General features: G+C 67.5%; 16 protein-coding genes. 4 read left to right on the top strand and 12 right to left on the bottom strand.

What is annotated here, in order from left to right; genetic code table 11:
- The first annotated feature begins 138 nt into the window (after positions 1–138).
- The 3 genes from GGR23_RS16490 to GGR23_RS16480 all read left to right on the top strand — a co-directional run bounded on the left by GGR23_RS16490 (position 139) and on the right by GGR23_RS16480 (position 2,509).
- A complete protein-coding gene (locus GGR23_RS16490) occupies positions 139–1,128 on the top strand; it encodes an MDR/zinc-dependent alcohol dehydrogenase-like family protein (protein WP_210296997.1) in 990 nt (329 codons plus the stop codon).
- The gene (locus tag GGR23_RS16485) at positions 1,125–2,171 is read left to right on the top strand and encodes a Gfo/Idh/MocA family protein (protein ID WP_183367408.1); all 1,047 of its coding nucleotides are present in this window, start codon (positions 1,125–1,127) and stop codon (positions 2,169–2,171) included. Before GGR23_RS16490 ends, GGR23_RS16485 begins: the two co-directional genes overlap by 4 nt.
- Positions 2,172–2,263: 92 nt before the next feature.
- Positions 2,264–2,509 (top strand): helix-hairpin-helix domain-containing protein, encoded by a 246-nt coding sequence (locus tag GGR23_RS16480; protein ID WP_246365654.1) that lies wholly within the window; start codon positions 2,264–2,266, stop codon positions 2,507–2,509.
- Positions 2,510–2,574: 65 nt separating this feature from the next.
- On the opposite strand, the gene GGR23_RS16475 is transcribed toward GGR23_RS16480, so the two are convergent.
- Genes GGR23_RS16475 through GGR23_RS16465 form a run of 3 tightly spaced genes read right to left on the bottom strand, consistent with a single transcriptional unit; the run spans position 2,575 to position 5,079 of the window.
- A complete protein-coding gene (locus GGR23_RS16475; RefSeq protein WP_183367407.1) occupies positions 2,575–3,624 on the bottom strand; it encodes a DUF3618 domain-containing protein in 1,050 nt (349 codons plus the stop codon).
- The gene (locus tag GGR23_RS16470; RefSeq protein ID WP_183367406.1) at positions 3,621–4,037 is read right to left on the bottom strand and encodes a phage holin family protein; all 417 of its coding nucleotides are present in this window, start codon (positions 4,035–4,037) and stop codon (positions 3,621–3,623) included. Before GGR23_RS16470 ends, GGR23_RS16475 begins: the two co-directional genes overlap by 4 nt.
- Positions 4,030–5,079: a hypothetical protein gene (locus GGR23_RS16465; RefSeq protein ID WP_183367405.1), complete on the bottom strand. Its 1,050-nt coding sequence runs from the start codon at positions 5,077–5,079 to the stop codon at positions 4,030–4,032. The genes GGR23_RS16470 and GGR23_RS16465 overlap by 8 nt, the downstream gene beginning before the upstream one ends.
- 197 nt (positions 5,080–5,276) lie before the next feature.
- Here GGR23_RS16465 and GGR23_RS16460 point away from each other — a divergent pair, with 197 nt between their 5' ends.
- Positions 5,277–5,726, top strand: coding sequence for a DUF892 family protein (locus GGR23_RS16460; RefSeq protein ID WP_183367404.1), 450 nt, complete (start codon positions 5,277–5,279; stop codon positions 5,724–5,726).
- 76 nt (positions 5,727–5,802) lie between these two features.
- On the opposite strand, the gene GGR23_RS16455 is transcribed toward GGR23_RS16460, so the two are convergent.
- From GGR23_RS16455 to GGR23_RS16415, 9 genes are all read right to left on the bottom strand, one after another.
- A complete protein-coding gene (locus tag GGR23_RS16455; protein WP_183367403.1) occupies positions 5,803–5,985 on the bottom strand; it encodes a hypothetical protein in 183 nt (60 codons plus the stop codon).
- Between the two features lie 76 nt (positions 5,986–6,061).
- On the bottom strand, positions 6,062–7,024 hold the full coding sequence (locus GGR23_RS16450) for a DUF808 domain-containing protein (protein WP_183367402.1): 963 nt from the start codon (positions 7,022–7,024) through the stop codon (positions 6,062–6,064).
- Between the two features lie 55 nt (positions 7,025–7,079).
- Entirely contained in the window at positions 7,080–8,120 is a 1,041-nt protein-coding gene (locus tag GGR23_RS16445; RefSeq protein WP_183367401.1) for an HlyD family secretion protein, read from the bottom strand.
- Entirely contained in the window at positions 8,117–9,691 is a 1,575-nt protein-coding gene (locus GGR23_RS16440; RefSeq protein ID WP_183367447.1) for an MFS transporter, read from the bottom strand. Before GGR23_RS16440 ends, GGR23_RS16445 begins: the two co-directional genes overlap by 4 nt.
- Positions 9,692–9,840: 149 nt before the next feature.
- Positions 9,841–10,272 (bottom strand): MarR family winged helix-turn-helix transcriptional regulator, encoded by a 432-nt coding sequence (locus tag GGR23_RS16435; protein ID WP_183367400.1) that lies wholly within the window; start codon positions 10,270–10,272, stop codon positions 9,841–9,843.
- A gap of 217 nt (positions 10,273–10,489) precedes the next feature.
- On the bottom strand, positions 10,490–11,164 hold the full coding sequence (locus tag GGR23_RS16430; protein ID WP_343066695.1) for a YdeI/OmpD-associated family protein: 675 nt from the start codon (positions 11,162–11,164) through the stop codon (positions 10,490–10,492).
- A 69-nt stretch (positions 11,165–11,233) separates the two neighbouring features.
- Positions 11,234–12,163 carry a glutaminase gene (locus GGR23_RS16425; protein ID WP_183367399.1) on the bottom strand — a complete coding sequence of 310 codons (930 nt, stop codon included), beginning with the start codon at positions 12,161–12,163 and terminating at the stop codon, positions 11,234–11,236.
- A 116-nt stretch (positions 12,164–12,279) separates the two neighbouring features.
- The gene (locus GGR23_RS16420) at positions 12,280–12,555 is read right to left on the bottom strand and encodes a hypothetical protein (protein ID WP_183367398.1); all 276 of its coding nucleotides are present in this window, start codon (positions 12,553–12,555) and stop codon (positions 12,280–12,282) included.
- Between the two features lie 117 nt (positions 12,556–12,672).
- The gene (locus GGR23_RS16415) at positions 12,673–13,494 is read right to left on the bottom strand and encodes a helix-turn-helix domain-containing protein (protein ID WP_183367397.1); all 822 of its coding nucleotides are present in this window, start codon (positions 13,492–13,494) and stop codon (positions 12,673–12,675) included.
- Positions 13,495–13,528 lie beyond the last annotated feature (34 nt).

The raw sequence follows: 13,528 nt of genomic DNA, 5'->3' as shown, positions 1-13,528 counted from the left end.
TTCTACCGCCCCCGGCGGAACCATTTGTCCGCTTGCCGGTTCAAGCCCCCGTGGCCGGCGGTCGGAACAAGGCACATTTCAGGATGCAGGCGGCGCCCGACCCGGCCCGAAAAGCCCCTGCACAAGGGAGCGCACGGGATGACGATGATGCCAGGAACCGTGGCCGGAGAGATGGCGGCTGCGGTGGTGACGGGCGCGGGCGAGATGCGGGTGGAGCACCATCCCCTGCCGGAACCCGGCGATGGGCAGGTGCTGATCCGGCTGGAAGGCTCGGGCGTCTGCGCGTCCAATCTCGGCCCCTGGGCGGGGCCGGACTGGATGACCTTTCCGACCGAACCCGGCGGGCTCGGACACGAGGGCTGGGGCGTCATCGCGGCGGTCGGGCCGGGCGTCGAGGGGCTCTCGGTCGGCGACCGCGTTGCCGCGCTCAGCTATCACGCCTATGCCACCCATGACATCGCCGACCAGTCCATGGTCGTTCCCCTCCCCGCCGCGCTCGACGGCATGCCCTTTCCGGGAGAGCCGCTCGGCTGCGCCATGAACATCTTCCGCCGCTCGGAAATCCGGGCCGGCCAGACGGTCGCGATCGTCGGCATCGGCTTTCTCGGCGCGCTTCTCACCCGTCTCGCCGCCTCGGCGGGGGCAAGGGTGATCGCGATTTCCCGACGCCCCTATTCGCTGGAAGTGGCGAGCCGGATGGGTGCGGCGGTGACCATTCCAATGGAGGACCACTGGCAGATCATCGAGGCGGTGCGCGGCCTGACCGGCGGCGCCTTCTGCGATTGCGTCATCGAGGCGGTCGGCAAGCAGTGGCCGATCGACCTTGCCGGCGAGCTCACGAAGGAGCGCGGCCGGCTGGTGATTGCCGGCTATCACCAGGACGGGCCGCGGCAGGTGAACATGCAGCTCTGGAACTGGCGCGGCCTCGACGTGATCAATGCCCATGAGCGGGATCCGGCCGTCTATGTCAGCGGCATCCGCGAGGCGGTGGCCGCCGTCGCCGAGGGCCGGCTCGATCCGCGCCCGCTCTTCACCCATACCTATCCGCTCTCCGGGCTGGGCGAGGCGCTCGATGCCACGCGCGACCGCCCCGACGGCTTCCTCAAGGCACTGGTGATCGCGCCATGAACGATCTTCTGCGAACCGCCCCCGCCGCGCGCCCTGCCGCGCCGGCGGATCCGGCCCTCCCGCGCCTTGCCTTTCTGGGCGTCGGCTGGATCGGCCGCCACCGGATGAAGTCGCTGCTCGAGGCCGGTCTCGCGGAGGCCGTCGCCCTTGCCGATGCCTCCCCGGAAGCGCTGGAGGAGGCCGCCCGCATCGCGCCCGGGGCGCGGGTGCACTCCTCCCTCGACGCGCTGATTGCCGAAAGACCCGACGGGCTGGTGATCGCCACCCCGAGCGCCCAGCATGCGGAGCAGGCTATTGCGGCGCTGGAGGCCGGCATCGCCGTCTTCTGCCAGAAGCCGCTCGGGCGCAGCGAGGCCGAGGCCCGGGCCGTGATCGAGGCGGCACGCCGGGCCGACCGGCTGCTCGGCGTCGACTTCTCCTATCGCCATACGGCAGGCATGGAGGCCATCCGCGAACTCGTCCGAAGCGGTGCGCTCGGCACCCTCCTTGCCCTCGATCTCACCTTTCACAATGCCTATGGCCCGGACAAGCCGTGGTTCTACGACCGGGCGCTTTCCGGCGGTGGAGCGGTGATGGATCTCGGCGTGCATCTCGTCGATCTCGCGCTCTGGCTCCTGGATTTTCCCGAGATCGCCCATGTGGACAGCCATCTGTCGGCGGGCGGAGAACCGCTTGTTGCGGGCATGGAGGCCGTCGAGGACTTTGCCGTCGCGACGCTCACCCCCCGCTCGGGGCCGGTGATCCGCATTGCCTGTTCCTGGCGGTTGCAGGCCGGCCGGGACGCCGTCATCGAGGCGAGCGTCTATGGCACCGGCGGCGGCGCGGCGATGCGCAATGTCGACGGGTCCTTCTACGATTTCGTCACCGAGCGCTTCCACGGCACCCGCCGCGAGGCGCTTGCCCGCCCGCCGGAAGACTGGGGCGGAAAGGCGATTGCCGCCTGGGCGGCGAGACTGGCACGCAGCAAGGGCTTCGACCCGTCCGCCGAGGGGCTCGCGGCCGTGTCCGCCGCCATCGACCGCATCTACGCCGCCGCCCGCTGAACCGGGCGCGGCAGACCGGCATTTTCCGTCCGGGCGGGAACCGCTCCGCCTTCCGGCGGTTTTGAGGCGAGGAACAGAGGATCGTCTCCATCATGCCGGCAGGACAGAGCGCGGAAGACCCGAAACCGGCACGGCGTGAAAGCGATCTGGTGATCCGAAGCCCCCTGCCCGCCTGGATCATCCGTGCCCTGAGGGCCGGCGGGATCAAGCGGATGAGCCTGCTGGACACGCTGAGCGACGCGGAGCTTCTCGCCGTTCCCGGCATCGGCAAGCGCGCCCTTTCCATCATCAGGACAGTCCTGCCGCCACATCGAGGCGCCGGTCGCCGCTCCCTCTGAACCGGTGCCGCAGACACGCGAAAACCGCCCCGGAAGGGGGCGGTTTTCCGTTCGGGTGACCCGTCTCAGAGACCGGCGCCGGCGCCGCGGCCCGCGCCGTCCCGGGACGGTTCGCGGAAGTTGCGGCTTTCCTCGATGATCCGCTCGCGGGCGGTGTCATGCAGCTCGTCGGCCATGGTCACGGCCTTCTCGTAGACATCCCCGGCCATCTTCTTGCCCTGATCCATGAGATCGGCCGAGCGCTCGCCGAGATCGTTCTTCAGCTGGTCGGCGGCCTCGCCCATCAGCTCGTCCTCGCGCTCCGTATGGGGAAGGGCCGCACCGATGGCCGCACCGGCGGCAAAGGCCAGTGCGCCCGCCACCAGCGGCTGGTCGCGGAAGTTGCGCAGGATCATGTCGTTGAGGCGGCTGGCCTGATCCTGGACGCCCGACATGGCCGAGGAGGAACCGGAGCCGATGGACGAGCCCATGCCCGACAGGCTGCGGGTGACGCTGTCCACCACGCCGCCGGCGCTTTCGCGTGCGGCGGCCCAGGTATCGGCGGCCCAGCCGAGCGCGTCGTCGATCAGCGATCCCGTTTCGTCGCGGAACTCGGTGATGCGGCGCCCGGTGCTGTCGGCAAAGCCGCGGAACACGCCGCCTGCCTCATCCATGAAGTCGCCGGCGCGGCGGCCCGACTTGTCGGTCAGCGCCCGGAAGCGCTTGCCCGTCGTGTCCACGAAGTCGGAATAGTGGTTGCCGTTCTCCATGCGCGGCGGGCCGGTGCGGCGCACCTCGCCGCTGACGGTCGCGAGCGGATAGTCCGAGGTCGCGATGCTTGCCCGGTTGGTGCCCGTGCTCGCGGAGGAGCCGTTGCCCGACCCGTTGCCGGCCATCAGCCACGCAAGGCTGATGCCCATGAGTGCCACCGGCACCGGATTGGATTTCATCGAGGAGCCGAGATTGCCGATATATTCGGCACCGCCGCTCGAGCGCAGGTAGCCGAGCGCCTCGTCGATCAGCTGCCCGGGGGTCAGCTTGTCCTGGATGGCGGACAGCTTCTCGCCGATCCGCTCCCGGTCGTTCTCGATCTCGCGCTCGATGTCGGCGGAGGATTTTTCGTAATCGTAACTCATGACAGTTTCTCCTTGACGACCTCGGCATCACGGCGCAGCGAGCGGCCGGTCCGGTCGAGCGAAAGGTCTGTTCCGCGCAGGATGGAAAGGCCGCGCGACATGGACATCCAGGCAACGCCCGCGACCACCACGCCGACGATGACCGCGGCCAGCGCATTGGCGCCGGGCTCGGACATTCCCTGTGCGACGAGGAAGGCGGCCAGGCCGCTGACGAGCGCCGAAAGCAGCACGCCGATGGCCCCGATCGCCAGCACCATGCCGGCGACCAGCATTTCCACCCCGCCCATGGCGAAGGTGAACTTTTCGGATGCCTCGCGCTTGGCCAGGTCTATTTCCTTGCGGAAGAGGCTGGAGAGATCGCCGACCAGGCCGGAGACCAGTTCTCCGAGGGGACGGTTATCGCTGCTAGACATGGGAACGGCCCTCATTGCTGGAGTTGTTGGGACGGTTGGACTGGCCCTGCGGCGAGGCGGGGCTCACGGAGGACTGGCCGACCGAAGTCTCGCCGATGGAGACCCGGCCCGCCGGATGGGGGTTGGGGCCGGAGGGGCTGAGCGTCGGCGTGTCGGTGCTGCTCGACGGACGGTCGCGCGAGGTACCGAGGCCCGTGCCGCCGATGCCCGTCGCCTCCATGCCGCCGGCCGGACGGGACGTGCCCTGATCGGCGCCGGAGCCGGAACGCGAGGCATCCTGCGAGAAGGGCGAGGGACCGCCGGGCAGCCCGGAACTGCGGCTGGCACCCGCCTGACCCGCGCCCGTTTGACCCATGCCCGACTGGCTACCGCCGGCCTGCATCCCGGAAGACTGGCCTACGGAGGACTGGCCGGTCGTCGAATGGGAGGCCTGGGGGGCCGGGTTCGAGGGGTTGGTGGCGCCGGAACCGGAGGCGAATTCGTTTGCCCGGCCCGCCATCGGATTGGCGGAGGTCATGGCGCCCGCGCCGGTGCGGGCCGTGCCGTGCGAACCGTGGCGATGGGCGGAAGCGGTGACGAAGCGGCTTGCGGCAAGGCCCGCAAGCGCGGCAAGGCCGAGGAAGGCCACCGGCTGGCGCCGGCCGAAGTTCTCGGCCATTGACACCACCTCGCTCATGTCGCGGTTCTTCAGATCGGTCGCGAGCCGCCGGGCGCTGCCGCCGAGATCGCGGGCGTAGCGCCCGATCATGCCGTATTCGCCATCCTTCATCTCGCCGCCCACCTTCTCGAGGGCTTCGGCAACGCCGGAAAGTTGTTCGGCCACATAGTTCTTCTTCTCGGCCGCCATCTCGGCGGACTTGTCGAGCGCCTGGCTTGCCTGGTTCTTGGCCGCCTCGCGGATCTCGCTGAAATCCTGGGCCGCCTTCTCCTGGAGGCTGCCGAGGCCCGAGGCCTGTCGCTCGCTGTGTGTGCCGGAGTCGGTCTGCGACGCGGAAGCGCCTCGGTTCTGCCCGTCTCCGCTTGTGGTTGGATAATCGGTCATAGGAAATCTCCCGGTGCTGGTGAGCGGCTGCCATCTGCAGCGTGCCGTACCGATAATCGCGGGAGGCCGACAAAGTTCCCTCGCCCCTCGCGCACCGGGCTGCGGATCGACGGGCCGGGCACCGGCCGCTGGAGCGGAACATCCGCGCGTCTCGCCGGTTTTCCCACCGCGAAACAACCGGAAGGACAGGAAACATCATGGTTACCATGGTCGGAAACGAATCCAGCATCAACGATCTCGTCACCAATCTCATCTATCTCGAACATGATGCGATTGCGGCTTACGAGTCCTGCATCGAAAGGCTCGACAGCCCCGAGCTCTCCAGCCAGATCGCCCGCTTCCGCGAGGATCACCTCCAGCACCTGCAGGTGCTGAACGAGATGGCGCGCGAAATCGGCACCGAGGCTCCCACCGAGGGCGACATGAAGCAGATGCTCACCACCGGCAAGATCGCGCTTGCCGACCTGATGGGCGATGCCGCCATCCTCAAGGCCATGAAGACCAACGAGGACGATACGGTCACCGCCTACGAGCGCGCGGCGCGCCATCGGGACGCCATCCCGAAATCCCGCGCCTTCTTCGAAAAGGCCCTGCATGACGAGGAACGTCACCGCGCCTGGATGGACAGCACCGCCGACCGGCTCTGACCGCGGCGGGATCGGAACAGCAAAAAGGGGCGCTCCGGGCGCCCCTTCTTGTTCTCATCCCGTTTCAGCGGGTGGCTCAACCCGAGGCGGCGGAAACGTCGCCGCCGTCGTCCTTGTCGGGCAGGAGCCCCGTGCCCGGCGTCTTCATGCCGTCTGTGAGCTTTTCCTCCGCATGGGGTCCTGCCGGCGGGCTATCCGCCTTCTTGGCCGGCACTGCCGTTTCCTCGATGGCTTCCTGCGCCTGCTTGTCCTTGTCCATGCCCGTTCTCCTTCCGGTCGCCGCGTGACGGATAGAAACGCCGGGGGGCGGCGCCCGTTCCCGGGAGTGGGTCCCGTCAGCGGGACGCGCCGCGCGCGGAAAAAAGCCCGGTCGCCAGAACGAGCCGCAGCAGCAGGACGAGGAGGCCGCCGACGAGGGTGCCGATGACCATGTCCACCAGCGCGGTGGACAGCCAGCGGACGGCCTCCGGAAAGAGGCCGAAGAGGCTGGCTGCATGCTCGCCGACGCCTTCGATCAGGTGTTCGGGCGCACCGAGGCCCCAGCTCGCCAGCCCGTGAACCAGAATGTTGCCGCCGACCCACAGCATCGCCGCCGTGCCGAGAACGGCCAGCGCATCGAGAAAAACCGGGACGCTGCGCACCAGCCAGCAGCCGAAGCGGCGGCGCAGGCCCGTCGCGCCCCGCGCCATGGCAAGGCCGATGTCGTCGGCCTTCACGATCAGCGCGACGGCCCCATACACGCCGGCGGTGATGACGACGCCGACGAGAGCGAGCACCAGCGCCTGGGACAGGAGCGATGTCAGCTCGATGCTGGCAAGCGACAGCGTCATGATTTCCGCGGACAGGATGAAATCCGTGCGGATCGCGCCGGAAACCGTGCGCTTCTCCAGATCGTCGGGGCTTGTCGGCTCGCCGTCCGCGCCGTCTTCGTGCTCGTCCGCCGCCCCCAGCGCCTCCATCAGCTTCTCGGCGCCCTCGTAGCAGAGATAGAGCCCGCCGATCATCAGCAGGGGCGTGACGAGAAACGGCGCAAAGCGCTCCAGGAGAAGGCAGAGCGGCAAGAGCACCAGAAGCTTGTTGCGCAGCGACCCCGCGGCGATCTTGCCGATGATCGGCAGTTCGCGCTGCGGGGCAAGCCCCACCACATAGCGCGGCGTCACCGCGGTGTCGTCGATGACGACCCCGGCCGCCTTGACGCTGGTGCGCAAGGCCTGGGCTGCGACATCGTCGAGCGAGGCGGCGGTGAGTTTTGCGAGGGCTGCGATATCATCGAGAAGCGCGATCAATCCGACGGACATGGTCTTTCCTGGTGGGTTGGCTTGCCGGAGCTAAACCCCCGATAGCCGGTTTTGTTCAGGAGGGGAGCTTCGGCACCGTGACGACGACGGACATGCCGGGTTCCAGCCTGCCGGCGCCGGCCTGTCCTTCCTCGATGGCAATGCGGATCGGCACGCGCTGCGCCACCTTAGTGAAGTTGCCGGTGGCGTTGTCGGGCTTCAGCACGCTAAACTCGCTGCCGGTCGCCGGCGAGAGGCTTTCGATCCGGCCCCGGAAGACATGGTGGTCCAGGGCGTCCACCGTAAAGGTGACCTGCTGGCCGACGCGGATGTCCGGCAGCTGGGTCTCCTTGAAGTTGGCCGTCACCCAGACCTTGTCCAGCACCACCGCCATCAGCTGCGTGCCCATGGTGACAAAGGCGCCCTTTCGGGCCCCGACCTCGCCAAGCCGCCCGTCCGCGGGCGCCGTGATCGCGGTATTGGCGAGATCGATGCGGGCAAGCTCGAGCGCGGCGCGGGCGCCGTCCACCGCCGCCTCGAAGCCCTGCCGGGACACCTCGATCGCCTCCACATCCTGCTCCAGCACCTTCTGGCTGGCCGATGCCACGGCAAGGGCGGCACGGGCCTGCTCCACCATGCTCTCGCTCTGCTCCAGCGCGCTTTGCGAAACCACCGTCTTTGCGGCGAGCCCCCGGTTGCGCTCCAGCGTGGCTTCGGCGGTCTTCAGCGCACTTTCGGCGCTGGTGATCTGCACCCGTCCGGCTTCCAGCTTGGCTTCGGCGGAGCGGCGCTTCTGCTCCAGGCTGGCGATCTGCGCCTCCTGAGCCTTCAGGTTGGCCTCCGCCTGCTTGACCTTCTGGCGGTAGATCCGGTCGTCGATTTTCAAGAGCACCTGCCCGGCCTTCACCCGCTCGAAGTCCTTCACGGTCACCTCGGCCACATAGCCGGAGACCTGCGGCGAAAGGATCGTCACCTGGCCGCGCACATAGGCATTCTCCGTCATCTCGGGCCGGTTGGCGAAGGGCGGCAGGTGCCACGCGAAGAGGATGAGGCCGATGCCCAGAAGGGCAATGGCGGCTGCGATGAGGGAGGCGACGAGGCGGGAGAGCGGTTTCATGGCTTTTGCACAATCGGATCGTTGGAAACGGAGGGTCGGGTTCTGAGGCGGCGCAGGGCGAGGTCGAGCAGAAGTCCCGCCAGCGCCACCGCGCAGAGAATGGCGATCAGCCGGAACAGGTCGTTGTAGGCGAGCACATAGGCCTCGCGGCTGGCCTGCTGGGAGAGAAGCTGCGCCCCTTCGGCCTGGAGGAGCCCCCGGTCGCCGATGGTCTTGCCATAGGCGCCGCCGAGCTGACCGATCCGCTGCGCGACCAGCGGATCGGTCAGGGTCAGATGCTCCACCAGCTGGCTGGAATGGAATTTCTCCCGCACCGTCACGAAGGTGCCGAGGAGGGCCGAGCCGATCAGGCCGCCGATATTCTGCGTGGTGAGAAAGACGACGATGAAGCTCAGGATGTAGTTCGGTCCATTCTTCAGCGCCATCATCATGCCGGAAGACAGGGCCGGCGGCAGGAAGAGCGCGCCGCCCGCCGCAATCAGCATCTGGCTCGCGATCATCTGTTCGGGGCGGGTGAGGCTGGTCGAGAAGGAATCGAGGAGGGCTCCGGTTCCGATCATCACCAGCGCCACCAGATGGATGAGCGGCTCGCGGCCCGGCTTCAGCACGAAGGCACAGGCAAGCCCCGCCACCACGGAGGACACCAGCATGGTGGCCCAGAGAACCGCGATCTGTGCCGGCGCGACACCAAGCTGGGTGAGGAAGGGGATCGCGCCCGCCGACTGCTCGGACAGCAGGATGCGGAAGGTGAGCAGCACCGCGGCAAAATGCAGGATCGGCGCGCTGGTGAGCCAGCGCACGTCGATGAGCGGCGCTTCCCGGTTCAGCTCGATGATCACCGAGACCGAGAGGCTGAGGAGACCGGTCGCCAGCAGCACGCCGAGCCAGGGCGCCTCCATCCACCAGTAGAGCCGGCCGACGATCAGCACTACGGAAAGCGCGCCGAAGCCGACCGCCAGGAACAGGTAGCTGACGATATCGGCAAGGGTGATGACATGGGTCCGCGGCTGCGGGCTGAGCGGCAGCCGGTAGACCGCGATCAGCGCCAGGAGCGCAAAGCCCATCTCCACCGTATAGACCGCATGCCACTGGCCGAGATCGAGGAGCGGCGGCGAGATGAGCCGCGCAACCGGCGTGGCGATCGCGATGTTGGCAAGCGACAGGCAGAGCCCGAGCGTCATCTTCCGGGCGGGCGCGAAGGGCTCGAGCATGTAGAGGAAGGCGAGCGAGGACATCGGCGAGGCCGCCATGCCGGCAAAGAAGCGCAGCACCAGCGCGGTCCGGAAATCGTCCACATAGAGATGAACCGCGGAGACGAGGGCGAAGAGCACGATGCCGATCTCGGCGAAGCGCCTGAGGCCGAACTGGTTGCGCACCTTGATGAGGATCAGCGAAAGGCTGGCATTGGGCGCCATGTAGGCGGCCATCAGCCAGGTGGCTTCGGTCGCGGTGACGCCGAAGGAGCCCTGGATCTGGTTGATGTTGGCGGCAATGGCATTCATGCCGAGGCCCTGCGCCAGCCCGAGGAGAACGGCAGCGCCGATATAGGCAAGCGCCCGCCCTCGCGACATGACGAGCGCCTGCGGCCGGTCCGCCCCGGCGGGCGGGGCGCCGATCGCGCCCTCGGCAGCGGCCGGCGCCGGCTGCGGGGAGGGAGCGCCGGCCGTTCCGCCGGCCAGCGCCTCATCTTCCTGCGATTCGTCCTTTCGCGGCAGGGGGGTCACGCCATGGTCTCCAGGTTGCCGAGCATCTGCCTGATAACGCGGAGCGTGACGTCGAGGTCCTTCTCGTCGATGCCGGCGAGGAGATCGCTCCTGAAGTCGTCGAGCGTGTCTTCCAGCGCATCCGCCTCGGCCTCACCGCTTTCGGTCAGCACGATGCCCTTGGCGCGGCGGTCGCCCTCGACGGCGATGCGGGCGATGGAACCGGCCTCCTCCAGGCTGTCGAGCAGGCGGACCAGCGTCGGCGCCTCGATGTCAAGCGCGTCGGCAAGCCGCTTCTGCGTCTCCCCCTCCCCGGCGCGCTTCAGCCGGAGGAGGATGCGGGCGCGGGCAAGGGTCAGGCCGCGCACCCGCACGCGCGCATCGAAAACGGTGCGCATGTGCCGCGTGAGGGCGGTGATTTCCTCGAGCAGGATCTGGCGGAGCGACATGATTAGCATCCATATAGTTAGGTTGCTATTTATATTGTCGCAGAATACGGCCCTTTCAAGATGCCGTGGCGAAGAAAGAGGCGGGAGAGCCATGTGCAGTTTTGCCGACCTGAGGCGGTGCAAACAGCACGGTTAACGGAAACTCCACAATGTCCGATAAGGTTCCATTATCGGACATAATCGGGCCGACGGCAGAAAGCCCCCGCAAGGCAGGCCTCTAGCGCTCCTGCGCGCCCTTTCCGGCGAGGATCTGATTGCGGAAGGCGGCGATGCGGGCGATCCGCGTCTCGGCCTTCTTCGCGCCGTTGAGATTGATGACATAGCTTCGCTGCCGCCCGGGCGTCAGCCGATGGAAGGCCTCGGCCATGTCGGGATCGGCATCGAGCGCATCGACCAGCTCTTCGGGAAGCTCGATCTCGGCCGGTTCCTTCGGCGGAAGCAGGCCCCTTTCCGCATAATCCTTCGCCTCCCGGAGATAAGCGAGGATGGTGTCCCTGCGCGCGGTGACGGACTCCAGCGAGGTGAAGCGGATCGAGTCTGGATGGCGGGTATTCGGCCCCTGCTTCTCCAGGATGCCGGCGGGATCGGTCATCAGCGCCGCGTGGAAGAAGTTCAGGCGGAAATCGCCGCGCAGCGCGCCGATCAGCGCCACGTTGCGGTCGCCGTGGCGGTAGCAGGGATGGGCCCAGCGCACCGTTTCCTCCAGCCCCGCCTCGAGACAGATCTCGCGGAGCGCGAGAAGCCCGGGGTTCCAGATCCTGACGGAACAGTCCGGCGTATCGAAACGCGCGCAGCGGCCACAGCCGCGCGTGAAGAAGTCCTCGATATTCTCGATCATGCGCATCTCCACGGGCTTGAGGTGCAGCCGCGTCCCCGCGGACGGGACTGCCATGGATACCGCCGGAAGGCGGACGGCGGCAAGCCGTGCCGCCCAGCGGATTTTCGGGGGAGGAGCGGGTGGCTACTGGCCGAAGACGGACCAGCCGGTGCGGTTCGCCAGCATTTCGAGCGCCAGCGATCCGACGAGCGAATTGCCGTTCTCGTTGAGCCCGGGCGCCCAGACCGCCACGGACGCCTTGCCCGGGGCGACCGCGAGGATGCCGCCGCCGACACCGCTTTTGCCCGGCAGGCCGACACGATAGGCGAAATCGCCCGAGCCGTCGTAATGGCCGCAGGTGAGCATCAGCGCATTGATGCGCCGCGCCCGCTGCTTCGACACCACGAGATGGCCGGTGATGGGGTTGTGCCCCGCGGCTGCCAGGAAGAGGCCGGAACGGGCAAGCTGCGTGCAGGTCATGGCGATGGCGCACTGGTGAAAATAGACCCCCAGCACATGCTCGACCGGATGGGTGAGGATGCCGAAGGAGCGCATGAAATTGGCAAGCGCGAAATTGCGGAAACCCGTCGCCTGCTCGGAACGCGCCACCGCCGGATCGATGGCGATGGTCTCGTCGTCGGCGAGGAAGCGGACGAAACGGACGATTTCCCCGATCGCCTCGCGCGGCGTGTGGCCGGCAAGGATGAGGTCGCTCACGGCAATGGCGCCGGCATTGATGAAGGGATTGCGCGGCTTACCGCCCTCGTGCTCCAGCTGGACGATGGAATTGAAGGAGGATCCGGAGGGCTCGCGTCCCACCCGGTTCCAGATCGCCTCGCCATGCTTGCCGAGCGCCAGCGTGAGGGTGAAGACCTTGGAGATGCTCTGGATCGAGAAGGGCTCGTCGCTGTCGCCCGCGCGAAACACGCGGCCCTCGACATCCACCACGGCCATGCCGAATTTCTTCGGATCCACATGGGCGAGCTGCGGGATGTAATCCGCCACCCGGCCCTCGCCGAGGCGGGGCTTCAGCGCCTCGTAAATCTCGTCAACGACAGGCTGCAGATCCGTCATGCACCGCTCCGTTACCTCTTGAGGGTGCTTTTAGAGGCCGCATGGCAAAGCGCAAGGGAAGAGATGCGCCCGCAGGCCGGAAAATGCCGGTCAAGCCTTGCCCGAGCCGGATCCTGTCAGGGTGCCGGCCAGTAGATGTCGGAGGCGAAATCCTCCGGCACGGGATCGAGTGCGGCCAGCCTTTCGGCGACGAAATCGACCTGCATCTTGTAATATTCGAGCGGCTTGGGGATCGAGATCCCGGTGACCAGCCGGCGCATGTGCTGCTGGGTGTAGCCCGCCTGCCGGAGCCGGCGGATCGCTTCCTGCCGGACCTGATGGGCGCCGATGGCGCCATTCGTCGTATCCGCGGCGGCTTCCGCCTGCCCGCCCCTGATGAGAGTGAGTGTCATTGATATGCCCCGTGGTCCATCCCCGGGACAAAGGCTCCCGCAGCGGACTTGCCCCGGGCTTGCAGGCCGGGCTGCAACTTGACCTTTGTCAGGAAGGCGGGGCGTCCCCCTCCGGCCTCAGGCCCGCAGCGGGCGGCGGCGTCCCCCCTCCCCTTCCGCCAGACGCGTCGCGAGGAGGGCATAATGGTTCATCTCGGCCGCGCACCAGCGCTCGAACTCCTCGACAAGCGCCGGTCTTGCGCCCCGCCCGACATCGATGAGATCCGCTTCGCTCAGGTAGGAGAAGACGTTTCCGACGTGGGATTTGGACACCTGGAACCGTTCGGCCAGCGCCTCGAGCGTCAGCGGCGGCGCGAGGCGGCCCGCCTGGCCTGCGTAATGCGCCGCCATCACGGCCACCAGAACGGGATAGCCGCTGTCGAAATGGGCCATGGCCGCAATCGTCGGGAAGGGCGAAATGACGGCCCCGCCGGCGAGGATCTGCCGGCCGGACAGGTGGATGATCGTGCCGATCCGTTCCACCGAGGAAGACAGAAAGGGCGCATGCGCCGTGCCGGCCAGCCGGTCGTGAACCGCAAGGAAGGCCAGGATGGAGCGGCCGATTTCCTCCACCAGCATGGGCTCGGGACGCAGGATCGTCTGTCGCCTGTCGACCGCCACGGGCTCGGAGGTGACGAAGCCGGCGGTCTTCAGGATGCCGACGAAATGGGTGGTATGGCGGGGGCTGAGGCTCGAGATCCCCTTCAGCCGCGACAGCGTGGGAAGCGCCGGCTCACCCGCCCGCCAGCCGTAATAGTTATGGATCAGCATGTAGGCCGCGTAGTAGCGGCCGAACTGGTTCAGCAGCTTGCGCACCGGCCAGCGGGAGGGGGAAACGGCGATGATCGCCTCGCAATAATCGGCAAGCGCGGAGGAAGCCATGAGCGGTGAATCATCCATTGGAGAAGCTATCAATACGCGAATAAAAAATAGG

It is taken from the genome of Gellertiella hungarica (assembly GCF_014197145.1).
Taxonomy (GTDB): Bacteria; Pseudomonadota; Alphaproteobacteria; order Rhizobiales; family Rhizobiaceae; genus Gellertiella; species Gellertiella hungarica.
Note: the sequence above shows the minus strand (reverse complement) of the source record. Positions and strands in the feature narration are given on the sequence as shown.